We start from the raw sequence: 24641 nt of genomic DNA on the forward strand, positions 1-24641 counted from the left end.
CTGTGTCAGATGCCCGCCGGACGCAAACGGGCAATTGCTCACATAACTGATGCCTGCTAACATCGTTTAAAACTGTGGCACGCCCGTGCCTATAATAAACAGCGTCCTGGAATAAGCAGCACTATGTCTAATCAATATAATTCCGAAGCGATAGAAGTCCTCAATGGTCTGGACCCGGTTAAACGCCGTCCGGGCATGTATACCGATACGATGCGGCCCAATCACCTCGGTCAGGAAGTTATCGATAACAGTGTGGATGAGGCGCTGGCCGGACACGCGACGAATATCAAAGTGATCCTGCATGAAGATCAGTCGCTGGAAGTCATTGACGATGGCCGGGGCATGCCGGTAGACATTCACCCGGAAGAAAAAATGTCCGGTGTGGAATTAATCATGACCAAGCTTCATGCCGGCGGTAAGTTTTCCAATAAAAACTATGCTTTTTCCGGTGGTTTGCACGGGGTCGGGATTTCTGTTGTTAACGCTCTGTCCACCCGCGTTGAGGTAGTTATCCGCCGTGACGCAAACGTCTATCAGATTGATTTTGCCAATGGTGAAAAGGCGGAAGAGTTACGGGTCATCGATTCCTGTGGTCGCCGGAATACCGGCACCCGTGTAAGGTTCTGGCCTGATCCTCAGTATTTCGATTCTGCTAAATTCTCTGTTTCCCGCTTAGTGCACAACTTACGTGCTAAAGCGGTGCTTTGTCCCGGGCTGCGCATCCGCTTCGACAATAAAGTCAGCGGCGATACCACCGAGTGGTATTTTGAAGACGGCTTGCGGGACTATTTGTATCAGGCGGTGCAGGAGTTTGAAACGCTGCCGGCAGACACGCCTTTTATCGGAAACTTCTCCGGCAATGCAGAAGCTGCGGACTGGGCTGTCATGTGGCTGCCTGAAGGTGGCGAACTGGTCACCGAGAGTTACGTAAACCTTATTCCTACTGCACAGGGCGGTACCCATGTTAACGGTCTTCGTCAGGGCCTGCTGGAGTCTATGCGGGAATTTTGTGAATTCCGTAATCTGATGCCCCGCGGTGTTAAATTATCTCCTGATGATATCTGGGACCGCTGTGCTTACATTCTGTCGACGAAGATGCAAGACCCTCAGTTTGCCGGTCAGACAAAAGAACGTTTATCCAGCCGTCAGGCATCAGCGTTTGTGTCCGGCGTGGTTAAGGATGCTTTCAGTTTGTGGCTGAACCAGCATACTGATGTGGCAGAAGCCCTGGCTGAAATGTGTATTAACAACGCCCAGCGCCGTCTGCGCCAGAACAAGAAAGTAGCCCGTAAGAAAGTCACACAGGGCCCGGCACTACCCGGCAAGCTCACAGATTGTTCCGGCCAGGATATTACCCGTTCAGAACTGTTTCTGGTGGAAGGGGATTCCGCGGGTGGTTCTGCCAAGCAAGCGCGGGATCGTGAGTTCCAGGCGATTATGCCGCTGCGGGGAAAAATTCTGAACAGCTGGGAAGTCGAGTCCTCCCAGGTGTTGGGTTCACAGGAAATTCACGATATTTCTGTTGCACTGGGTATTGACCCGGATTCTTCGGATTTATCCGGTTTGCGTTACGGGAAAATTTGTATTCTGGCTGATGCTGACTCCGACGGACTGCATATTGCCACGTTGTTGTGTGCCTTGTTCGTCCGTCACTTCCGTGCGCTGGTAGATGCCGGTCATGTGTATGTTGCCATGCCGCCGCTGTTCCGCATCGATGTGGGCAAAGAAGTGTTTTATGCGCTGGATGAAAGCGAGAAACAGGGTATTCTGGACCGGATTGAAGCAGAGAAGAAGCGGGGCAAAGTGAACGTGCAACGCTTCAAAGGTTTGGGTGAAATGAACCCTATCCAGTTACGTGAAACCACCATGGATCCTAATACCCGCCGGTTAGTTCAGCTTACCATTGATGACAGCACAGAAATGTTAGAGATGATGGATATGTTGCTGGCCAAAAAGCGCTCCGGCGACAGAAAGTCCTGGCTGGAAAGCAAAGGGAATATGGCCGAAGTGGTGTAATACCCCGCAGCCTTTATTAAAACTAAAAATAGCCACAAATGTCGCTATTTTTGTCTTGTAAGTTTCATATCAATATGGGGAATACCGTCTTCCAGATACATAGTGGATGTTGGCGTAAAGCCAAATTTTCCGTAGAAACCTGCCAGATGTTCCTGTGCGCCGATTTCAATATTCTGCTCAGGCCAGTATTCAGCGCAGTACGCTAATGCCTTTTCGATCAGAGTGTATCCCTGTCCCGAACCGCGACACTGGCTGGTTGTCAGCACCCTGCCAATACTGACTGACGGATAGCTGAGCCCGGGCGGTAACAAGCGTGCGTAGGCGACAATGTCTCCGTTCTCATAACCAAGCAGGTGACGAACACAAGCCTGAGTATCTTTATCATCCAGCTCAGAATAGGGACAATTTTGCTCTACGACAAATACATTTATTCGTGCCTGAACCAGGGCGTACAGTTGGGTGATTGTGAGCTCACCGAAAGTCAGGCATTGCCAGTTCAGCATAGTATTATCTGCATTGTCTTTAAAATGAATTAGGGGAATGTATCAGGCTTTCCGGATTATTGCACCGGCATTCCGCAAGCATAGTCTATTATTTCACCGGTATATCAGGTGGCACTATGTTCAATCTTTGCTAATTTTTGTATGAGGTGGCAATCAGGCCGCTTTCTTTTTTAGCGATCCGGCTTCGGAACATTTTTCAATGAAAGACATCAGCTTGCACGATAACGGATTTGAGGCCGTTTTCAGGGCCTCAAAAGATGGTCTGGGTATTTTCCGCGAAGGTATATTCTTCGATTGTAATCAGTCGATGCTGGATCTGGTCGGCATCGCTGATAAAGAACAGTTCATCGGCCTGACGCCTTTCGATTTTTCTCCTGAATTTCAGCCTGACGGCCAGGTGTCGGCTGAGAAAGGCGCAAAGCTCATTGAGCGTTGTATGGAGGAGGGGAGTTTACGATTTGAATGGCTGCACTCCAGATTCAACGGGGAGCCATTTTGGGCGGAGGTCATCATCACAAAAATGATGATGAACGACGAAGTTGTGGTGCACGCAAACTGGCGGGATATTTCTGAAAAGAAAAACCTTGAACTGGAAATCGCTGCACAGAAAGATGCCTTTGAAACACTATTCAATGAGTCAGTAGACGGATTATGCCTGCTCACCAGCGAGCACTATCTGGATTGCAACCGCGCCTTTCTCGAACAACTGGGATTCAGTAAAAAAGAAGACATTATTGGTCTGACGCCCATGGATATTTCGCCCGAATATCAGCCGGATGGCCGGCCGTCTGAAGAGGCTGCCGCAGAGATCATCGAAAATGCGTTTAATAAAGGTAGTGTGCGGTTCGAATGGGTGCACAAAAAAGCCTGCGGGTCAGAATTCTGGTGCGAAATTATTGTCACCCTGATTACCCTTGGCGGAGATGATGTGCTGTACGCCATCACCAGGGATATATCTGAAAAGAAAGCATTGGAATTACAAATTGTAGAGCGCAATGCGGCACTGAAAGACTCCAATGCCAGCCTTGAAACCATGATCAATGATTTGAAGCAAACTCAGGATAAGTTAATCGAGTCTGAGAAAATGGCCAGTTTAGGGTCGCTGGTGGCGGGGGTGGCTCACGAAATAAATACGCCGGTAGGCATTGGCCTGACGGGGGTAACCCAATTGATGGAAGAGTGCACAGATATCCGTCAGCGTTACGATAAAGGCAGCCTGACAGAAAACGACTTCGAAGACTTCCTTAACAGTGCCAATGAAATCGCTGATATCGTGAAAAAGAATCTGGTAAGAACCGCTCACCTGGTGAGAAGCTTTAAGCAAGTTGCGGTTGACCAGACCAGCGAGGAAGACCGCGAGGTAAACCTTAAGCAATACTTCGATGAAGTGGTGTTCAGTCTTGCCTCGGTGTTACGAAAAGCCAGTGTCGTGGTGAATATTCATTGCCCTGATAATCTCAATGTTATTACTAACCCGGGTTTGTTGTCTCAGGTACTGACCAATCTTATAGTCAATTCAGTCAATCACGGCTTCAGTGATCGGGATAGCGGGCACATAGCCATGACTATCAGTGAGCTGAACAGTCACGAATTTTTGCTGGTGTACAAAGATAACGGGAAAGGGATCAGCGAGGAAAATGCACCGAAAATCTTCGACCCGTTTTTTACCACGCGCCGGGGGACCGGCGGCACCGGACTCGGGCTCAATATCACTTACAATATTATTACGAATGCATTGGGCGGAAGCATTAAATGCAGAAGCAAAGAAGGCGAAGGCGTAGAGTTTACCATTCAGTTTAAAGTGACTGACCGGCTGTTGTAATGTTCAGCCCTTGACCAGTGACAACGCATTTGCGGTAAGAAAACGGGTGTTATTCCGTCCGCCTTTTTTCGCCGCATAGAGTGCGTCATCAGCTCTTTCCAGCACCACATGCCAGCCCAGATCGCCCTGTTCCATGGTGGCCATTCCCACACTGACAGACAAGGGAAGGGATTCGGTTCCCATACACAAGGGCGTGGACTGAATAGCGAACCGCACACGTTCAGCAATGGCTTTCACATCGCTGACTTTCAGCCCTGCCAGCATGATCACAAACTCCTCGCCGCCAAGACGGAAGTGATAGTCGTACTCCCGGGTGGCTTCCCTGGCGACATTAGCAATATGACGAATGGCTCTGTCGCCGGTTGTGTGTCCGTACTGGTCGTTTACATTTTTAAAAAAATCGATGTCGAAAGTGACAAACGCGAAGGAAAGCTGATTACGCTGGCAGCGGGTAAATTCTCTGCTGGCAGATTCATTCAGGGCATGCCGGTTAAACCAGCCAGTGAGCGCGTCGGTTCTGGATACGGTTTTAAGGGTAACCTCCCGTTTCCAGGCGTGAACAAATATTAATCCGAGTGTCAGACCGGAAATATACAACAGCACAACCAGTGAATTAGTGGTCTGAATAATATCGTTACCAAGGAACTCAAGGTGGTCAGGGAAAAGAAGAATTGCCACAGCACTGCCGGCGGTGTGAACAATGAAAAGCAGAATAATCGTCATGACAGCCCAATAACTCTTACCATGGGCCGAGTGTCTGAAGCGCCACAAGTGGAAGACACTCAGCAGGTTTAATGTCAACATAACCGGGTAGATGGCCAGCATGCGGAATTCCACATTGCTGCTGATTGCATCGTTAAAATGCATCAGCAAAACAAAAGCTGAAAATACACCAATGGAAAGGTGGCTGTTCACCGAGCGGGTTTGCGATGTAATCCCGCTGAGCACAAAACCATGGGCGGCGATATACAGTGTGTTAGATAACACAGGAGTAAGAAGCCAGGGCACGGTGCGAACAGACGCAACAAGGATTAACAGGCTGCAGGCGAGAAAACAGACGCCGGCCAGGGACCAGTCACGCATGGCTTTATCAGCGGTGTTGGTCAGAAAGAGAGCTGACAGCGTAATGGCCATCATTGCACTTAGTAAAACCGTGCAGAGGGAAAGCGTAAACAAGTCCATGTGAGTTCCACGTCAGGGAAGAAATATCGAAATCCGTGATATGGAAAAGTAATTTGCAGCAATACCGGATGCAATTCAATACTAATGCGATGAACGGATTAAGATTGATCCGAATCCGGGGTAAGGTTAGTTTCAATGAGATACCCGCTTAAACAAGGACATTCACACCCTATGACATCTCCCCGTGCAATCAGCCCGACAACCCGCGCCATTTTGTTTGATCATGACGGTACCCTCATTGATTCTGAACAGGTGCATTATGAAATCTGGCGAACAGTGCTCCGCCAGCATGGTGTGAGCCTGACGGAAGCTTTTTACAGTGATGTCATGGCCGGTATTCCGGTTGCCCAAAACGCAGTTGATGCAGTGACAACATTTAAGCTGCCCGTTGCAGCAGAAAGTCTGGCGGAAGAAAAACATGAACAAACCCGCCGTTATCTTGCAGAGCAGCCTTTTCCACTGATGCCTCATGCAGTACAGACCATTAAAAAGTGTTACCAGAGCGGGTATCAACTGGCCATCGTGACCGGTGGAAGCCGCATTTCAGTAGAGCGTACGCTGGAGGCCAGGAACCTTCGTCATATGTTTTCCGCAACGGTTTCCGTTGAAGATGTGACTAACAGCAAGCCGGCGCCTGATTGCTATCTGCTGGCCATGAAAAAGCTGGGACGCCAGCCTCATGAATGTGTCGCCGTTGAAGACACGGAACATGGTATGCGGGCTGCCGTGAACGCCGGTGTGCCTTGCGTCGTTATCCCCACAGTCCATTCAGCCGGACATAATTTTAACGATGCCACATCCAGATATTCATCCCTTCAGGCATGGTGGATGTTAGAGTCCTGATTGTCTGAAGACATACCGGGATTGAATTTATTCCGGAATTCACAAAGAATAATAACCTTCGGTTTAAGAGGCGGATCCGTTTGCGAATATTACGTGGTGTCATTATAGCGTTGCTGGTGAGTGTATTGCTGGTGGCGGGACTGATTGTACTGATGATAGAAAGTGAACCTGTGGTTGATGTAAAAGCAGCGGAACAGGTGGCAGATGCCGATACCGTACATGAACTGCTGTCTCAGCTGGAATCCAGTGTTTCAGATCGCCATCAGGGTCACACTATTACTATCACAACTCAACAGTTTGACTCCATTGTCGGCTTCTTACAGCGTGCCACGCCGGACTTCCGCGGTAAGGTAACTGTGCATCCCGATGCCACCCGTTTACAAGCCAGCATTGCTATTCCGGTGGACTTATTTGACAGCTACCTGAACGTTGATGCCACGATTTTGCCGGCTAACTTCCTGTTGCTGGATGAAGTGAAAATTGGCGATTTACATATACCCGGGCATTTGGCGGTAGGGTTGGCCGAGTGGTTGGTTAACCGCTGGACTAAAAGTGATATCGCCACTCAGGCAAGGGAGCAGATTGAAAAAGTCAGTATGACGGAACAGGAAATGATGGTCAGTCTGCGTCCTATGGACGGCTTCCTGCGCAATCTGAACGAAGTCAAAAATGGTTTATCGGTGGATCAGGACGACGAGCTGCGGGACTTAACGGCCTATTACCTGCGCTACATCTCTTTTCAGGATATTACCCTGGCGGATACCCCGCAACCGGCAGTAGATTTTATCCGTCTGACCATGAAACGCGCAGCTCAGCGAAGCACGCCTGAGAACGCGGCGGAACATAACCGTGCAGCCATTCTGGCGCTGGCAATTTTTATCGGCCATCACCGGGTTGCCAACTTTGTCGGAGACGTTCAGCCTGATGCGGATAAAGCCTTGAAACCGTTAACGCCACCATTACTGCGGGGCCGCAACGATCTTGCCAGACACTTCCTGATTTCCGCTGCATTAAAAGTATTAAGTGAGCAAGGCGTTACACTGGCCATCGGTGAATTTAAAGAATTGATGGACCGTGCTATGGGCGGAAGCGGTTATTCCTTCGTTGATCTGACAGCTGATATGGCCGGTATTGAGTTTGCGCGTGTTGCGACGTCACCGGTTCATGCTGTCCGGGTGCAGCAACTATTATCTGAAATGCATGACGACGATGTGATCATGCCGCCGGTTGACGGTCTGGCAGAGGGATTGTCGAAAGACCAGTTTATTGAACAGTTTGAGCGGGTAGACAGCGACGCCTACCTGCAGGAAGTGGCAAAGATAAAGGCCCGTCTTGCAACGGTGCCTCTTTACCAACTTGAAGAAAACTGAGGGCGGGTCAGGCTTTGCCTACCGCCTGAAACTGTGACAGGGTCGTCAGCGCCAGTTCTATCTTTTTCACCAGCGGAGCCAGGCCTGCTTTGAAGGTCGCTTCGTCAGCGTCTTTGATGGCCTGCCAGTCGCGGGCGATTTCTTCCACGTAGGGTGAAAAGCGTTTTGCCTGTGTTTCAAACCCGCTGTCTTCTGCGAATACTGCCTGAAACTTGCCTTTCTGAACCTGTTGTAACTGGTCCAGCACCGCATCGGCATCTATCGCTTTGCGGTAGAGGGTTTGTAAGGTTTCCTGAAGTTGTTCGTTAATTGCCTGCATGACTTTCCGGATTTCTGCTAAAGTTTATGAGTGTATGGTCGATAACGATGTACCCGTACTGCATCATTAATGATGTAGTACGCTGATGAAGGTGGGCAATTCTGCCTACTTTTTTACTTTGCTACAAGCAACAAAGGAAACTGGTATGGATATACAAGGTGCTGGTGCATCTGCAACATCCGGTGCGTCGCTTGAGTTGGCCTCTCTTAAAATGGCGAAAAGCCAGCAACAACAAGAGGGACAAGCAACGCTTCAGCTGCTGGAATCAGCCGCTGACGTACCAAAACCGTCATCCGGTAATCCGTCGTTGGGTGCCAACGTCGATACCTACGCGTAATTACGGGTGAATATGTAAGTCGACAGGCGTTTTGCCGGGCTGGCCGCCGATTTCTCTGGTGAGTTTCGGTACCAGAAAACCCGGTAAGCGCTTTATTACTTCCGCCATCAATGATCTGGCTTCATCGTCAGACACTTCAAAGTGGGCCGCGCCCTGAACTTTGTCCAGCAAATACAGATAGTAGGGCATCACGCCTGCTTCAAAAGACGCTTCCTGCAAATCTACCAGTGCATCAGCCGTATCATTAACGCCTTTCAATAATACTGCCTGATTGAGCAGCGTCACGCCATGCCTGCGTAATGCATCTAAACGGTCGTTCAGTGCCGGACTGAATTCATTGGCGTGGTTAGCATGTAATACCAGAATCGTTTTCACCGGCAATGACGTTAACCAGTCACTGAACTCTGCGTCCAGGCGTTGGGGGAGCACGACCGGCAGGCGTGTATGAATTCGCAATCTGCGGATATGGGGGATCCGTGATATTTCACCGGCCAGCCAGGCCAGATGGGTATCTTTTGCCATCAGCGGATCACCGCCCGAGAAAATCACTTCGTTAATGGCCGGATCGGCAGCAATATAAGCAATGGCGTTTTCCCATTCCTGTTTGCTCACCGCATTGTCGGCGTAGGGGAAGTGGCGACGGAAGCAGTAGCGGCAGTTTACAGCGCATCCGCCTTTTACAATCAGCAGTACGCGACTTTGGTACTTATGTAATAACCCCTTACCGGCAGTATCATGTTCATCCAGCGGGTCGGTGCTGTAGCCGGGGGCGGCTTCAAATTCCTGAGATAAAGGCATTACCTGGCGGAGCAACGGGTCATGCCAGTTGCCTTTTTCCATCAATGAGGCGAAGTGGCGGGGGACGCGCATGGGAAATAACCGTCTGGCAGCGCCGTGATGACCCAGTTGATCTACATCGAGATCCAGGTAGTCCAGCAGGTCTTCCGGGCGGGTAAACGCCATTGCAAGATCTTTTTGCCAGTTTGTCTCTACAGACAGCCGATTTTTAGGTATTATTTGCGCCACTTCGTATTTACACCTTATGTATTGGCAGAGAAAAATATGGCTTTTTACAGCACTAACGAATTCAAAGGCGGCCTCAAGATCATGCTTGACGGCGAACCTTGTAACATTCTGGAAAACGAATACGTAAAACCGGGTAAGGGTCAGGCTTTTAACCGCGTTAAAATCCGTAAGCTGATCTCCGGTAAAGTTCTGGAAAAAACGTTCCGCTCCGGTGAAACCGTAGAAGGCGCAGACGTGATGGATACGGAACTGGCCTACCTGTACACCGACGGCGAATTCTACCACTTTATGAATAACGATACATTCGAACAAATCGCTGCTGACGAAAAAGCGGTTGGCGAAAACATTAAGTGGCTGAAAGAGAACGATGTGTGCACCATCACACTGTGGAACGGCTCACCTATCACAGTAACTCCGCCTAACTTTGTTGAGCTGGAAATCACTGAAACAGACCCAGGCCTGAAAGGCGATACAGCGGGAACCGGCGGCAAGCCTGCTACGCTGTCTACCGGCGCTGTTGTTCGTGTACCTTTATTCGTTCAAACCGGTGAAGTTATCCGTGTTGATACCCGCTCCGGCGAATACGTATCACGGGCGCAGAAGTAATCTGAACCCGCTGCCGGCCGGTACGCACTTACGTGCACTGGCCGGATATATTCTTATGCCCTCTCCGGCCTGATAATTCCCGTATCCGATCTCATGTCATCAAATACTCCCTGGCAACCCACCGCATCGCTGAATAATTTGCGTAAGCGGGCTGAACTGCTGCGCCAAATCCGTGATTTCTTCGCCTGCAGAGATGTGCTCGAAGTCGATACACCATTGCTAAGCCACGGTACCGTTACCGATGTGCATCTGGCTGCCTTTTCCAGTGAATTTGATCACAGCGACACAGGCAGAAAGGAAACCCTGTATTTGCAAACGTCGCCGGAATACGCCATGAAACGGCTGTTGTGTGCAGGCTACGGTTCGATTTATCAGATATGCAAAGCGTTTCGTCATGAAGGGGCAGGGCGCTTTCACAACCCTGAATTTACTATGCTGGAGTGGTACCGTACCGGCTATGACCATCATCAGTTGATGGCAGAAATGGACACCCTGCTGCAACTGACATTGTCGACCGGAACTGCGGAAAAAATCAGTTATCAGGATGTATTCCTCAGGGAATTAAACGTCGATCCTCTTACCGCCACAGTTGAGCAACTGCAGCAAATCGCTTTGCAATGCGGGCTGGATATGCATGCCGGCATGCCGGAAGACGCAGACACCCTGCTTCAACTGCTGTTTAGCCTTTACATCGAGCCCCGTATTGGCGCTGCCGTACCCTGTTTTGTTTATGGCTTTCCAGCCTCGCAGGCAGCACTGGCAAAAGTGAATGAAGATGACCCCCGTACTGCTGATCGTTTCGAAGTGTATTTTAAAGGCGTGGAACTGGCGAACGGGTTTAATGAACTGGCTAACCCCGCGGAACAGCGTCAGCGCTTTCTTAACGATAATGCACAACGCCGTCAAACCGGCTTACCGGAACTGCCGGTGGATGAGCATTTCCTCTCTGCGCTGGAGCAGGGATTACCTGACTGCGCCGGCGTGGCACTGGGTATCGACCGATTGCTGATGCTGAAAACAGGTGCTGAACATATTCAGGACATCATTGCGTTCCCCGTATCGCGGGCCTGAATAAATTCCCTTATCCTACCCTGACAGTATTATCTGCTTTTTGAACGATTCCTGAAATCAATCTGTGATAATTTTGCAAAGTTTATGGCATGATATGTTATATCATCGATAAAACGCTGATGTTGTCGACAAAATGCCGTTGACGTTAACGCTAATTCGCCTGAAAATGTTATAACATTACGAAACAGGCGATAACTCAGTAGTTAACGGAAATCACCATGCATACTCCCTCTCTTATAGCTGTTGCTTTGATGACAGCATTCAGCAGTGCCGCACTGGCCACGACAATAACAGGTAAAGTCACTGATCAAGCCGGCGCTCCCGTTGCAGGAGCAGAAGTCTCAGTAGAAGGTTCAAGGCGCGTAGTCTATACCGACGAAAATGGCATTTATTCAATGGATAATGTCACCGCACAAGACGTCCATATTCATGTGGCAACGCCGAAATATCTGCATGGTGATAAAGATTTAGGCCCCGTTTCTGAAGACCAGCAGGTTAACTTTACGCTTCTGCCAGCTTCCATTGAGAACATCACGGTAACTGCTACCGCAATGCAAACCTCTGTACTGGAAAGCGTGACGCCGGTCTCGGTTATCGGCTCAGAAGAACTGCGCAGAAAACAACAGCCGACTTTGGGTGAAACACTGAAAACTGTTCCGGGTGTGCATTCCAGTTACTTCGGACCGGTCTCAAGCAGTCCGGTCATTCGTGGTGCCGGTGGTCCGCGGGTGAAAATCGTGCAGAACGGTCTGGATGTATCTGATGTGTCACGAATTGGTCCTGATCATAACGTAGCGGCCAGCACTTCCAGTGCCACTCAGGTGGAAGTACTGCGCGGTCCTGCCACATTACAATATGGCTCCGGCGCGATCGGCGGTGTGGTCAACGTGGTCGACAAACGTATTCCTCAGGAAATGCCATACGGCACAGAAGGGGAAGCAGAAATGCGTTATTCCACCGTGGACAACGGTAAGTTCGGTAAGGTGGACGTGACCACCGGAACCGGCAATGTGGCATTTCACTTCGATGGTTTCAAACGCAAAACGGATGACGTGGATATTCCCGGCTACTCAGAGGCTGAGCCGGATGATGATGCCACTTACGGCACACTGGCCAGTACAGATATGGATACAACCGACTTCAATGCCGGTATCAGCTATGTAAAGGATGAAGGCTTCTTCGGCTTTTCTGTAGAAAAACTGGATAACCTGTATGGCGTGCCCGGTCATCATCATCATCATGAGGAAGAAGAGCATGAAGAAGGTGAAGAGCATGAGGAAGAAGGCGCAGAAGAAGGTACCAAAATTGATGTGGATATGACCCGCTATCAACTGGCGGGTGAATGGCATTCGCCCACTGCCGGCATTGACAATATCCGGTTCTCTGCTGCTTATACAGACTACACCCACGTTGAAATTGAAGATGGCGAAATTGGTACGCAATTTAATAATGAAGGCGTGAATGCCAAGCTGACGATTGCCCATACCGGTATTGCCGGATGGCATGGTGTATTTGGTTTCCAGCTGACGGACAGCGATTACGAAGCGATTGGTGAAGAAGCATTTTCCCCGCCAACCAGCACAGATACACAAGCTGTTTTTCTGATTGAACAGAAGAAAGTGGGCGACGTGACTTTTGAGTTGGGTGGCCGTCTTGAGCAAACCTCCTACGATGCGGATGACGCTGAAGTGGAACTTCATGTGGAGCACCTTGACGAAGAAGAGCATGAGGAAGAGGAAGAACATGAAGAAGAGGCTATGGTCTTCAACTTCCCTGACTATGACTTCACCAGTGTTTCGGTATCTGCCGGTGCAAACTGGGAATATCAGCCGGGTTACTCTGCCGCATTGACATTATCCCGTAATGAACGTGCGCCAAGTCAGCAGGAATTGTTCTCCGGTGGTCAGCACATTGCGACCCGGACTTATGAAGTCGGGTTGGTGTATCAACTGGATGATGAAGGTGAGTTATCTGACACGCTCAGAAGTGTAGATGAAGAAGTCAGTACCAACCTGGATCTCACATTCCGTAAATTCAGCGGCAACTGGGGTTACACTGCGTCACTGTTCTACAACCAGGTTGACAACTACATTTATGAAAGTGGTACAGGCCTGATTGCTGTAACCGAAGAGCATGAACACGAGGAAGAAGGGGCAGAAGAGGAAGGTCATGAGGAAGAGGGCACACCGGTGTACTACTTCCGGCAATCCGATGCTGACTTATACGGTATGGAAGCCGAGGTGTTCTACAACATTACCGGTGAATGGCGTGTGGATTTATATGGTGACTACATTCGTGCCAAACTGGATAACGAAGACTTGCCACGCATTCCGCCTCTGCGTATCGGCTCGTCAATCCGTTATCAGGGGCAATCACTTTCCGGTGAGGTGGGGGTGGAATGGTATGACGACCAAACCCGTACTGCACCGTATGAAACCGCAACCGATGGCTACACCTTGCTGAACGCCAGTGTTGAATATGACATCGCATCTGCCGGGGTGGACTGGGTGCTGTTCGCAACTGCAGACAACATCACAGACGAAGAGGCCCGAGTACACACGTCGTTCCTGAAAGATTTAGCGCCGCTGCCCGGCCGCAACTTCTCGGTGGGTGTAAGAGCCGTGTTTTAAGTCCCTGGCATGCCGGCATGGTGATGTGTGTGTTCGTGTAGTTACTGAATCTGTCAGTTTGCTGCGTGAAGCCGGGCCGGCGAGACGCTATACTGACTCCCGTTATGGTTTTCCATTGCGGGAGTTTTTTTGTTAAAGGGCACATCTTTGATTCTTTCTACATCGCGGCTGCATCTGCGCAAGCCGGTGGCTGATGATCGCAACTGGATTTTTGCGTTAAATCACGATCCTCTGTGGCTGCGCTTCATTGGAAACCGGGGCGTCCATACACTTAAAGATGCGAACCGGTATATTGATAATGCGCTGGTGCATTTTGAAAACCATGGCTATGGCCTGTTTGCCGTAGAAGATAAATTAACCGGTAAACCGTTGGGGATGTGTGGTTTGATAAACCGCGGCATTTTCAGTGCACCCGATTTAGGATTCGCCTTGCTGCCGCAAGCCCGCGGGCAGGGGATTGGTGGCGAAGCCGGTGAAGCGGTTATCAGCTATGCCAGAGACATCCTTGGCGTGAATTATCTCACTGCGATGACTCATGCTGATAATACGGATTCTCAGAAACTGTTAATGAAGCTGGGCTTTATGAAGCGGGGCAATCTGTTTATGTCAGGTGTATCCGCGCAACATTTTTTCTGGCTGGATTTAAAAACGCGGCAGCGCTGAATTTACGCGCTGCCACAGCGTCAGCTTTTTTACACCGCCGGAAGTAAAGTGACAGATTTCAGAATGATGGGCTCTTTAGGGGAATTCGGTTCACCCAGCGCCGGCTGATAGTCCAGCTCTACTTCCATCATTTTTTCCACAACAGCTTCGCCTTCCACAATCATACCGAACACGCTGTAACCCCAGTCTCTGCCGGGATCCAGGTTGGTATTGTCATTCATGTTAAAGAAGAACTGTCGTGTCGCTGAATGCGGGTCGTTCTGGCGTGCCATGGAAACCGTGTACATCTTGTTGCTCATGCCACTGCCGGATTCGTTGAAAATCGTGCCGTAATCCGGCTTTTCATCAAACTCAGCATTGTAACCGCCACCCTGGACGATATAGCCGGGTACAACACGGTGAAAAATGGTGCCGTTATAGCTTTTCTTATCAACGTAACGCAGGAAGTTATTCACGGTGATAGGCGCACGGCGGCGGTACAGTTCGACGACAAAATCGCCCATTGTGGTTTCCATTTTCACCCGCGGGTAATAATTGTCCGGCTGAATTTGTGAGCCGTCATCTTTTGGTTTTGCTGCAATAACCGGAGTGGTTACGACAACTAAAGCCAGCAGCAAAGCACGCAGCATAGCATTCTCCCTTTAGCGTTTTGCACAACTTAAAATAACAAACTTCTGATGGCTGGCAACTTGCGTTACGCCACCAAACAAGCGCTTTAATTTAACATGGTAATCGAGATGGCGGTTACCCACCACCACCAGATGTCCGCCTCTGGCCAGACTGGCTTTGGAATCTGAAAACATTTGCCAGGCAATGTGGTCGGTGATCGCGTTCTGCTGATGAAAGGGGGGGTTGCAGAACACTTTGCTGAATCCGCCCTCTTCAGCCTCTTTCAAGGCGTCAAGGCAGTTCGATGGCACAAATTCACATTGCGCCAGTTGTTCAGGAAAGTTCTCTGCCACGTTTTGTCTGGCTGAGGCCAGCGCCATGAATGACTCATCAACAAAGGTGATCCGCGCCTGTGGTGCCAGTGCCAGCGCGTTCAGACCTAAAATGCCGTTGCCGCAACCAAGATCAATAACCCGTTCGTTGTTGGTCACGTTCATATGTTCAATCATGAACCTTGCCCCGATGTCTAAAGAGCGTCCGGAGAATACATTGGCATGGTTGGAAAGTGTCAGCGTTACGCCGTTCTGGCTTTTCGCTGTCCAGCGCACCGGATAAGGAGACTGTACGGGCTTTTTCAGTATCGCTTCATCCGGCTTTGCAAAAATAAGGCGGGATTTTTTCTTTGCCAGTGAAGTGGTGGTGTGACCGGTGTATTTCTCAAACAGCTCCAGCACATTTTTCGTGATGGCCTTCACTTTCGCACCGGCCACAATACGAGTTTCAGGGGTAATGACTTCCTGCAACATAATCAACTGATGTTCCAGCAACGCCAGAGTGCGGGGTATTTTTATAATCACCGTTTGCGGCTTTTCCGGCAACGGAGCAAGGCAATCAGCAGCTTTTAATGGTGAGGCTACCAGTCCGTTGTCATCCTGTGTGGCGGCAATATTGTTACCTTCCAGGTTGTCAGCCAGCGAGCGGTGAGCAATCCATGAATCTGAAATCCAGCATGGATTATCAGTGGCATACCAGCAGCCCAGGGTGCCGAAGTCATCATTAAATATGATACATTTGCCGGGGCCTTCAGGGGCTTCTGTGGCAAGATAATCGATGATCAACTCATCGGCGCTGTCCCAGGCCTGTAAACTGACATGCTGATGTTTTGCCGGGTGGCGTATTAAGTTCAGTTCGCGGTCGCGAAATACAAAGGCTGTGTTGTCGCTCATGCTGTGTTGTCGCTCATGATAACGTTAATCGGGTTCCGGATTTATGCAATTTTCACTGTTCGATGATGGCTGTAACGCCGGCGCTGCGCCTCAGAAACTGGCGTTACCCGGCGCGGATGTTACTTACATACCTGGCTGGATCGGGCCGGATGATGCTGACGCGTTGTACGCATCGCTGGCCTCATCGTTAAACTGGTCACAGGATACCATTAAACTGTTTGGTAAGCCGGTTAAAATTCCGCGTCTGCAAGCCTGGTATGGGGATGCTGTCAGCGAGTATTCCTACTCCGGCCTGACGATGGTACCGCGCCCCTGGACCGCTGATCTGCTGGCGTTGAAAACTCGTTGCGAAAACACCGCCGGTTGCAGGTTTAACAGTGTGCTGGCGAACTGGTACCGGCACGGGCAGGACAGCATGGGCATGCATGCCGATGATGAAAGGGAGCTGGGCGAGCAGCCGGTTATTGCATCTGTGACTCTCGGTGAAGCGAGGCCCTTTCTGTTTCGTCACCGCAGTGGTGCTCCGTCAGTGAAGATCAGTCTTGAGCATGGCTCACTGCTAATCATGCAGGGTGACACTCAGCGCAACTATCTGCACGGCATCAACAAGACGACCCGGCACGTTGATGGTAGAATTAATCTAACTTTCCGATTTATCTATCCCGCTGTGCCGGAGCAGAACCCATGCAAAATGTAAAACAGTTTATCGAACAGCAACTTAATGATGCTCTCACACCTGTGTATCTTGAAGTGCTGGATGAAAGTCATATGCACAATGTGCCCGACGGTGCCCAGAGTCACTTCAAAGTAACGGTGGTGTCTGAAGCGTTTGTTGACGTACGTCGGGTGCCCCGTCACCAGAAGGTGAACGGTTTGCTGGCTGAAGCTTTACAGGGGCCGGTACATGCACTGGCTTTGCACACGTATACCCCTGAAGAATGGGAAGCCAGAGGCGGCAGTGTAACCCCGTCACCGGATTGCCTGGGTGGCAGTAAGTTGGGATAATTTTCCATGATTTTTAAAGAGAAAAAGAGCACGCCGGTCGTGCTCTTTTTTTGTTTTTTGACCCGCCCGGGATCCGTCCGGAAGAGAAGAGATCTCAAACCGGCGTCCGGTTCTGTCACTTGTCTAAAAATGTTAAACAATAGTTGTAAAATGATATCGATGTCATTAATGTAAAGGCCCTAAAGTGAGTTTAACAAATAATTAACTTCTTGCAGGCTCAACGGGACCAACGTGTTGAGCCTGTTTCTTACCGGAGAGAGGAAACAATAATGACTTCGTCACTTACCCGTCGACATTTTCTTAAAGCTGGTCTGGGCGTAGCCGGTGTACTGGCAGCGCCGGGACTGATGGCCAACGCGATGACCGGAGGCTGTAATGCAGCTTCAGGCAGACCTTACGGCGTTCAGATGTACATGCTGCGCGACATGTTTGCAAAAGATCCCGCCGGTACAATTAAAAAACTGGCTGAAGCCGGTTTCAAGCAGCTTGAAATGTTCGGTGTAGGTGGCTCAGTGAATGCAGAAGGCGCGCCGCTGTTCGGTTTAAGCATCGATGATATGGCAGATCTGATGGCAGAATATAAGCTGACAGTGCCGTCTGTACATATTAATTCCGACCTGGAAGACATTGAATATATCAAGGAACTGGGCAGCAAACTGAATATCGATTACTTCATCGAGCCCATGGCCGGCGAATTCCTGAATTTCAAAGATGGTAAAGTAAACCTGAACACCCCTTCTTCTGTTGACGAAGTTAAAGCTATTGCTGCACGTCTGAACAAACGTGGTCAGACAATGAAAGAGCTTGGCTTCAAGTTCGCATACCACAACCACAACTTTGAGTTCGATAAGGTGGATGGACAGGTGATTTTCGACATCATGATGGAGAACACCGACCCGGAGCTGGTTAAAATTGAGCTGGATTTAGGTTGGGTTGCGGCAGCCGGTCATGATCCTGTTGCCATGCTGAATAAATACAAAGGCCGTGTTATCGGCTGTCATATGAAGGATTACGACGGCTCGGTTCCGCTGAGTGACGATCCGCGTATGATCATTCCTGAGATGTCACGCATCTCAACCCCGGGGGACGGCAAATCAGACTTTGCCGCCATCGTTAAACACCTGAACGAAAATGACGTGAAGTACCGCTACGTAGAAGTGGATGTAACAGATACGCCGTTTGAAGATGCTGTGCGCGGACTCTGTCATCTGAGTGCGTTAGGTTAACCGTGGATCAGAATAAGGAACGTTTGTTATGAAAAAACGGCTGTTTGCTTTGTCTGCTGTTGCAGCAGTAATGTTAAGTGCCTGTGGTGAGAAAGTGGCTGAAAGTCCTGCGCCGGTAGCTGAAGATGCATCACCGCAGGTAACGGTTAAAAATGGTACGCTGCAGGGCGTTAAAGATGATGATATCCGCGTTTTTAAAGGGATCCCTTACGCAAAACCTCCGGTTGGTGAAAATCGCTGGCGTTCTCCTCAGCCCGTTGCAGACTGGAACGGTGTGAAAGAAGTGCTGGATTACGGCAACGACTGTATGCAAAAGCCGTTTCCAAGTGACGCTGCACCGCTAGGGAAAGAGCCTGCGGAAGATTGTTTGTACGTGAACGTATGGGCACCGCAGGAAGATGATATCAAGCGTCCTGTGGTTGTGTGGATCCATGGTGGTGGTTACGTGAATGGAGGTGCATCGCCTGCCACCTATGACGGTAGCGAATTTGCCCGTGCCGGTGTGATTTTTGTCAGCTTTAACTACCGCCTTGGCCGTTTTGGTTTTTTCGCACATCCGGCACTTTCAGCCGCTGAAGAAGGTCCGTTAGGCAACTACGGTTTTGAAGATCAGATAGCCGCCATGCAATGGGTGAAAGATAACGTGGAAGCCTTCGGTGGCGATAAGAATAATGTCACCATCATGGGCGAATCTGCCGGCGGCGGTTCTGTACACAATCTTATGCAGACTCCGGGTGCACGGGGTACCTTCCAGCGGGCGATTATTATGTCCGGTGGTGGCCGTTCATTAACCGGCGAACGCAGCTTAACGGAAGAAGTAAACGGTCAGCCTTCTGCGGAGCAGATTGGCGTTAATTTCGCTGAAAAGAATGGCATTTCCGGTAATGGCGCAGAAGCGCTGGCGGCTTTGCGGGCATTGCCGGCAGACAAAGTGGTCGATGGCCTGAATCTGATGGCACTGTTTCAGCCTCCCGGCGGTGTACCGACGTATGTTGGCGGCCCTATTGCTGATGGTGACATTGTAAAGGGCAGCACCCAAACATTGCTGGAGCAGGGTAAAGTCGCGAAAGTGCCGGTAATGGTGGGTACGACCAGCCAGGATATCGGATTCAGCATGTTCCCGGATAAAGAGGCATTGTTCGCCTCATTCGGCGAGTACGCGCAGGCAGCGAAAGATGCCTATGACCTTGAAGGAACCGGTGAATTACAGGATATCGGAGCGGAAGTGGCACAGGACCGTATGATGCAGGAGCCTGCAAGGTTTGTTGCTGAGCGTATGACAGACCTGGACGAAAACGTGTACATGTACCGGTATGGTTACGTGGCAGAAAGTGTCCGTAACGGGAAGGGCGCCCCCCATGCCAGTGAGATCCCGTTTTTCTTTAAAACGGCCGACGTGAAGTATCCGGATGCCACTGAGCAGGATCTTAATGCCTCTGAACTGGTTTTCGACTACGTGGTGAGCTTTATCGAAAATGGTGATCCTAATGTGGCCCGGTTGCCGGAATGGAAGCCTTATGACAATGAAGCGCATAACATCATGACGTTCGCCATGGACGCTACAGCGGTGCATAGTGAAGACCCGTGGACAGAGCGTCTGGATGTGGTCCAGCGTTCAACCGAAGCGGCTCAGGCTGCCATGCGTTAACCGTGTTTTTCAGCGGTATTAAAACGTAAAAGAGCGCATCAATATGCGCTCTTTTTTGTTTTCAATATCTGTTCATTGTGGAGGGTCTTTGTATCAGGACACTATACCAGGTTCAGCGAGGTCAATGTTCCGAATGCCAGAGCTGTCACCGGTAATGAAACCAGTGTGGATACAGCAATAATACTGGCAGCCAGCCGGTGGTCTCCGCCCATATTTCTTACCATCACATAGCTGGCAGCGGCTGTCGGGGCAATCGACAGGAGCAGCACTATCCCCAGGCTCATTCCGGTAAATCCGGCAAGATACGCCAGCCCTACCATCAGCGCGGGATAAAGAATGCACTTGCTTACTGTACTCAACGTAATATTAAACCAGTCGGCGGAGAATGAGCGGAACTGCAGCGAAGCACCGGTACAAATGAGCGCAAGAGGTAAAGTTAACTGGGAAACATATTCACCGGTTTTAAGAATGGCGTCAGGCAGCGTCCATGAGTAATAGGAAAAGGGCAGCGCCACGACAATGGAAATGATCAGCGGATTTTTAGTGATACCCTTGATTTGTTTGCTCACAGAGCGGTGGCCGGTCTGATAAAAGTTAAGCACAATCACAGACAAAATATTAAATAAAATTGTGACACAGCCCAGGTATACAGATGCGGCAGCCAGCCCTTCGGGCCCGTACGTATTGGCGCAGTAAGCCAGGCCGATAATACCCATATTGGCTCTGAAACCACCCTGAACCACAACACCTCTTGCCTGATAAGGCGTCACCGTCATCCTTGCCGTAAGCACCAGCAGAGCACACATGATGAGTGTGCCGGCAATACCCACCCCAATCAGCGGAAAGTTTGCGGCATGGGCAAAGTCGGCCTGACTGATAGATAAAAACAGCAATGCAGGTAATGTGACGTTGAAAACCAGCTTAGAACCGGCTTCAACAAAACTCTCGTTCAGCCATTTTATGCGGAAAAATAACCAGCCCATCAGCAATAAAATCAGCACGGGTAATAGGGTTTCAGTGATAAAGGAAAACATGGGTAGTCAATACAGGAGATGATGGCGGCCATTATACCAAGATTTTCGATACTTGAAGGCGCTGTAACAGCAAAATCTGTTGTATTCAGCGTATTGATTCTTCCGGTAAAGCGATCCAAAGCTGCGCTCAAAAGGAATAAAGACTATCTGTCAGTGACCCTTCGTTTCTATGCAATCCGATCACATCAGGCCATCCGTGTTGCGACTCATGGCTTTTGCCGGACTTTCCGGTTTACTTCTGCTCGCTGCATGGGTACATCTTGACCCAGTGCCCGCCATCGATAAAAGCATTATGTTGATGTTACGCCGTGCCGGAGACCCGGGGCAGCCAGCAGGGCCGTTATGGCTTGCGGTACATTTCCGTGACATGACCACCTTGGGCAGTAACTGGTTTTTAATTGTGATCACCGGCCTGGCAGCTCTGGTGTTACATAAAAAGGGGCAGACCCGTCACGCTGTTTTTCTGATAACAACAGTACTGTCCGGTATGGTTGTCAGTTTTGCACTAAAATATGGTTTTCACCGGCCACGGCCAGATCTGGTTCCTCATATTACGAAGGTATACACCAGCAGTTTTCCTTCAGGCCATGCCATGATGTCATGTTTAACGTATCTTTGTCTTGCGTTCACCGGTGCATCAGTAAGTGGCAACCCGTCGTTGACCCGCTGGTTTTCCGGTATTGCCATGTTAATTATTTTGCTGGTCGGCATGAGCCGTGTGTTTCTGGGGGTTCACTGGCCCACTGACATTCTGGCAGGCTGGTGCGCGGCTGTCCTCTGGCTGTCACTGGCTTTAATGACGGCGGCATACGTACGGCGAACTGGATGAATCATTTACTGCCTGATGTGGCTTTTACCACACGTTCCGCCACATCAATCAGGCGACAATTCTGATCCATCGCTGTTTTTTGCAGGCGACGGTAAGCCTGATCTTCGGTTAGTTGCCATTGCTGCATAATAAGCAGTTTGGCACGGTCGATACATTTTTGATCGGTAATCGCCTGGCGGGCTTCCTCCAACGCTACTGACATGTTTTTGATGTGTTCAGTCTGATCGCATAACAAGTCGTAAAAAGACCGGTGTGCGGATAAATTTTCCGCATTGGAAATGGTATCCGGACCGGACATTTCTGAACCCCGTAAGCCCGGCATTTGCGGATCAAACAGCATTGTCAGTGGTGTGCCCGTTGGATTAGGTTGTTGTTCCAGCGTTTTTACCCGTTGATGATGATTTTTCAGCTCGGCATCTGCACGACTGACCAGCTCTGAAGCCAGTGAAATGAGTTTGGCGGTCAGCGCTTCGTCAATGGATTGCATGGCATCAATGCGGGTGGTGGCAATGTCATACCATACTTCACTGATTTGTCCGTCAATGGGACTGCCATCAGCCAGTTGTTTTATCATTGTTCGCAGGCGGGTAAGGTCGGCCTGGGCATCGCTCTGACAGATGACTTCCCATTGCTGCAGCGTTTGCGGGTCGGCAAAAGCCATAAATATGTCAAAGCTGTGTTGCTGATCCTGCTGCAGTTGATCAAGGCGGTCGCACAATGACTTATTAAAATGGGTTTCAGCAAAGCCAATAGCACCCCAGGCCCGCTCTTGTCCGGCCAGTTCTTTACCCTGTAAAAAATTGAACAGCGCCACCAGAAGCCGGGTGATATCCGGATCGCTCGCTACGTCAGCGGCCTCAAAGATAACCGAGAGTAAACCCGTTACCAGCCGGCAGTATGCCTGTGTTGACTCAAGGGATGTCAGTGCCTGTTCAGCTACCTGATCCCGCAGGGAAGAAAGGTTATCCAGCCCTTGTAGCGCCATGGTGATGCTCACCAGTAAGCGCATGTTAGCGGCACTTTCATCACCTGAGAGATATAGAGATTTTAGCTGGCTGCGTAAGGTTTGTTCGGCAAAATTACTGTCTGCAATCTGATCTTCCCGTTGCTGACCAAACCGTTCCCCTTTCGACGCAAGATATACGTTACTGATACCGCGCTCCCGCTGGAGTTGATGGATCATGTCTTTCACTGAGGTCACCAGTTTGCAGTTGGATGCCAGTTGATTAAGTGCGTGAATTTCGGCGTGCTTTGCCGCCAGTAGGAACCGTTTTGTCGCTTCGCTGAATACTGCCATGGTGGTGCTGGTGTCTTTCTGTGGTGGTCGCAATCGACGTTGCCTGTTTATAAGATTTAGCAAAGCCTGTTCCACCATTTTAACCTGTTGATAATTAGGGATTAGTTTCCTCTGGCTAACTTGTTAATACGCAATCCGTTTGGCTTTGACGGAATTTTCCCCGTTTCACAGGAAATTGCGGATCTTCATTGTGCGCGGATGAACTTTTTTGGTGCAATAAATAAATGAATGCTCGGCAAGTCACACGTGAATATTCATAACTGTCAGAAAAATAATGACAATTTAAATCTGGCCTTTTCCTTGCTGTTTAAAATTGCAACACGGGGTTTTGCATACAACACAATGTAAACTTGGATAACGGCGTCCAATACCACACTGGAAACAGTGCATGGTTGGGCGTTTTTTTGTGCCCGCATTTTGTTGTGTGCAACACATGTCAGCGACTAAACAACACACAACAAAAAGGTATACACAATGGCTTACTTACTTCCGAATGAATTTGTAACCAAGATGGTGGATGCGGGTGAATCCAAAATTTACATGTCTACCCGTGATACATTAATCCGCGGTTATATGGCCGGCGCAATCCTTGCTCTGGCAGCGGTTTTTGCAATTACGATTGCTGTACAAACCGGCGTATTTTTAATTGGTGCGGTGCTGTTTCCTGTTGGCTTCTGTATGCTTTATCTGATGGGATTCGATCTGTTAACCGGTGTTTTTGTACTGACACCACTGGCCTGGCTGGCGAAACGGCCCGGCGTCACATGGTCTCAAATTCTCCGTAACTGGGGGCTGGTATTCTGCGGTAATTTTGCCGGTGCACTGACAGTGGCGTTCATGATGTCATTTATCTTTACCATGGGTTACAACACTGATGGTGGTGCTATTGCAACAAAAGTAGCCGGTATCGGTGAAGCCCGTACCCTGGGTTATGCTCAGTACGGTATGGAAGGCTGGCTGACCATTTTCATCCGTGGCATGTTATGTAACTGGATGGTATCACTGGGTGTAGTAGGTGCCATGATCTCAACCCACGTGAGCGGTAAAATCTTTGCCATGTGGATGCCAATCATGTTGTTCTTCTTCATGGGCTTTGAACACTCTGTGGTAAATATGTTCCTGTTCCCGTTCGGCCTGATCATGGGCGGTGATTTCTCTGTAATGGATTATTTCTTCTGGAATGAAATCCCGACGGCTCTGGGTAACCTGGTCGGTGGTCTGGCGTTTACAGGTTTAACGCTGTACAGCACGCACTTCCGTACTGCTCCCAAGCGTAAGCTGGCTGCGCAATCTGCACCGGTAGCAACAGATTCAAAACCTGCTGCAGTTTAATGAAGATTTGCCGGATATTCTCCGGCACACAGGGCTTGCCGGGCAAT

General features: G+C 49.8%; 23 protein-coding genes. 15 read left to right on the plus strand and 8 right to left on the minus strand.

Translation table 11 applies throughout. The features are described 5' to 3' along the window. Window positions 1–123: 123 nt before the first annotated feature. Window positions 124–2016: a DNA topoisomerase IV subunit B gene (gene parE / locus ACXAH4_RS06295; protein ID WP_119500030.1), complete on the plus strand. Its 1893-nt coding sequence runs from the start codon at window positions 124–126 to the stop codon at window positions 2014–2016. 44 nt (window positions 2017–2060) lie between these two features. Here parE and ACXAH4_RS06300 read toward each other — a convergent pair whose 3' ends face one another. Continuing rightward, on the minus strand, window positions 2061–2519 hold the full coding sequence (locus ACXAH4_RS06300) for a GNAT family N-acetyltransferase (RefSeq protein WP_474845139.1): 459 nt from the start codon (window positions 2517–2519) through the stop codon (window positions 2061–2063). Between the two features lie 199 nt (window positions 2520–2718). Between ACXAH4_RS06300 and ACXAH4_RS06305 the strand changes: the two genes are divergently transcribed. Beyond that, the gene (locus tag ACXAH4_RS06305; RefSeq protein WP_474881148.1) at window positions 2719–4341 is read left to right on the plus strand and encodes a PAS domain-containing sensor histidine kinase; all 1623 of its coding nucleotides are present in this window, start codon (window positions 2719–2721) and stop codon (window positions 4339–4341) included. Between the two features lie 3 nt (window positions 4342–4344). Here ACXAH4_RS06305 and ACXAH4_RS06310 read toward each other — a convergent pair whose 3' ends face one another. Next, entirely contained in the window at window positions 4345–5523 is a 1179-nt protein-coding gene (locus ACXAH4_RS06310; protein ID WP_474845135.1) for a GGDEF domain-containing protein, read from the minus strand. Window positions 5524–5694: 171 nt separating this feature from the next. Between ACXAH4_RS06310 and ACXAH4_RS06315 the strand changes: the two genes are divergently transcribed. Next, complete coding sequence (locus tag ACXAH4_RS06315) at window positions 5695–6366, plus strand: HAD family hydrolase (RefSeq protein WP_474845133.1); 672 nt, start codon at window positions 5695–5697, stop codon at window positions 6364–6366. A gap of 80 nt (window positions 6367–6446) precedes the next feature. Continuing rightward, complete coding sequence (locus ACXAH4_RS06320) at window positions 6447–7736, plus strand: hypothetical protein (protein ID WP_474845131.1); 1290 nt, start codon at window positions 6447–6449, stop codon at window positions 7734–7736. A 7-nt stretch (window positions 7737–7743) separates the two neighbouring features. Here ACXAH4_RS06320 and ACXAH4_RS06325 read toward each other — a convergent pair whose 3' ends face one another. Then, window positions 7744–8055: a hypothetical protein gene (locus ACXAH4_RS06325; protein WP_119500037.1), complete on the minus strand. Its 312-nt coding sequence runs from the start codon at window positions 8053–8055 to the stop codon at window positions 7744–7746. 145 nt (window positions 8056–8200) lie between these two features. On the opposite strand from ACXAH4_RS06325, the gene ACXAH4_RS06330 reads away from it, so the two are divergent. Beyond that, a complete protein-coding gene (locus ACXAH4_RS06330; RefSeq protein ID WP_119500038.1) occupies window positions 8201–8392 on the plus strand; it encodes a hypothetical protein in 192 nt (63 codons plus the stop codon). On the opposite strand, the gene epmB is transcribed toward ACXAH4_RS06330, so the two are convergent. After that, entirely contained in the window at window positions 8393–9418 is a 1026-nt protein-coding gene (gene epmB, locus ACXAH4_RS06335) for an EF-P beta-lysylation protein EpmB (protein ID WP_474845129.1), read from the minus strand. A 36-nt stretch (window positions 9419–9454) separates the two neighbouring features. Here epmB and efp point away from each other — a divergent pair, with 36 nt between their 5' ends. The 4 genes from efp (at window position 9455) to ACXAH4_RS06355 (ending at window position 14388) form a co-directional block, all read left to right on the plus strand. Then, window positions 9455–10024, plus strand: a complete 570-nt coding sequence (gene efp, locus ACXAH4_RS06340; protein WP_303573808.1) for an elongation factor P — start codon at window positions 9455–9457, stop codon at window positions 10022–10024. A 93-nt stretch (window positions 10025–10117) separates the two neighbouring features. Beyond that, a complete protein-coding gene (gene epmA, locus ACXAH4_RS06345; protein ID WP_474845127.1) occupies window positions 10118–11095 on the plus strand; it encodes an elongation factor P--(R)-beta-lysine ligase in 978 nt (325 codons plus the stop codon). 218 nt (window positions 11096–11313) lie between these two features. Beyond that, complete coding sequence (locus tag ACXAH4_RS06350) at window positions 11314–13725, plus strand: TonB-dependent receptor (protein WP_474881150.1); 2412 nt, start codon at window positions 11314–11316, stop codon at window positions 13723–13725. A 129-nt stretch (window positions 13726–13854) separates the two neighbouring features. Next, on the plus strand, window positions 13855–14388 hold the full coding sequence (locus tag ACXAH4_RS06355; protein ID WP_474881152.1) for a GNAT family N-acetyltransferase: 534 nt from the start codon (window positions 13855–13857) through the stop codon (window positions 14386–14388). Between the two features lie 29 nt (window positions 14389–14417). On the opposite strand, the gene ACXAH4_RS06360 is transcribed toward ACXAH4_RS06355, so the two are convergent. Then, window positions 14418–15017 (minus strand): peptidylprolyl isomerase, encoded by a 600-nt coding sequence (locus tag ACXAH4_RS06360; RefSeq protein ID WP_119500043.1) that lies wholly within the window; start codon window positions 15015–15017, stop codon window positions 14418–14420. Window positions 15018–15029: 12 nt separating this feature from the next. Continuing rightward, window positions 15030–16223: a methyltransferase gene (locus tag ACXAH4_RS06365; RefSeq protein ID WP_474881154.1), complete on the minus strand. Its 1194-nt coding sequence runs from the start codon at window positions 16221–16223 to the stop codon at window positions 15030–15032. 43 nt (window positions 16224–16266) lie between these two features. On the opposite strand from ACXAH4_RS06365, the gene ACXAH4_RS06370 reads away from it, so the two are divergent. From ACXAH4_RS06370 to ACXAH4_RS06385, 4 genes are all read left to right on the plus strand, one after another. Beyond that, window positions 16267–16920: an alpha-ketoglutarate-dependent dioxygenase AlkB family protein gene (locus tag ACXAH4_RS06370; RefSeq protein WP_474845119.1), complete on the plus strand. Its 654-nt coding sequence runs from the start codon at window positions 16267–16269 to the stop codon at window positions 16918–16920. Further along, on the plus strand, window positions 16908–17228 hold the full coding sequence (locus ACXAH4_RS06375) for a BolA family protein (protein WP_119500046.1): 321 nt from the start codon (window positions 16908–16910) through the stop codon (window positions 17226–17228). The genes ACXAH4_RS06370 and ACXAH4_RS06375 overlap by 13 nt, the downstream gene beginning before the upstream one ends. 269 nt (window positions 17229–17497) lie before the next feature. Further along, a complete protein-coding gene (locus ACXAH4_RS06380; protein WP_474881155.1) occupies window positions 17498–18454 on the plus strand; it encodes a TIM barrel protein in 957 nt (318 codons plus the stop codon). A gap of 28 nt (window positions 18455–18482) precedes the next feature. After that, a complete protein-coding gene (locus ACXAH4_RS06385; RefSeq protein WP_474881157.1) occupies window positions 18483–20102 on the plus strand; it encodes a carboxylesterase/lipase family protein in 1620 nt (539 codons plus the stop codon). A 101-nt stretch (window positions 20103–20203) separates the two neighbouring features. On the opposite strand, the gene ACXAH4_RS06390 is transcribed toward ACXAH4_RS06385, so the two are convergent. Beyond that, on the minus strand, window positions 20204–21136 hold the full coding sequence (locus tag ACXAH4_RS06390; protein WP_474881159.1) for an AEC family transporter: 933 nt from the start codon (window positions 21134–21136) through the stop codon (window positions 20204–20206). Between the two features lie 208 nt (window positions 21137–21344). On the opposite strand from ACXAH4_RS06390, the gene ACXAH4_RS06395 reads away from it, so the two are divergent. Further along, entirely contained in the window at window positions 21345–21965 is a 621-nt protein-coding gene (locus ACXAH4_RS06395; RefSeq protein WP_474881368.1) for a phosphatase PAP2 family protein, read from the plus strand. Window position 21966: 1 nt separating this feature from the next. Here ACXAH4_RS06395 and ACXAH4_RS06400 read toward each other — a convergent pair whose 3' ends face one another. Next, window positions 21967–23295, minus strand: coding sequence for a nitrate- and nitrite sensing domain-containing protein (locus ACXAH4_RS06400; protein WP_474881160.1), 1329 nt, complete (start codon window positions 23293–23295; stop codon window positions 21967–21969). 441 nt (window positions 23296–23736) lie between these two features. On the opposite strand from ACXAH4_RS06400, the gene ACXAH4_RS06405 reads away from it, so the two are divergent. After that, window positions 23737–24594, plus strand: a complete 858-nt coding sequence (locus tag ACXAH4_RS06405; RefSeq protein WP_119500049.1) for a formate/nitrite transporter family protein — start codon at window positions 23737–23739, stop codon at window positions 24592–24594. Window positions 24595–24641 lie beyond the last annotated feature (47 nt).

The sequence above is a fragment of the Alteromonas sp. ABV2_168 genome (assembly GCF_056161165.1).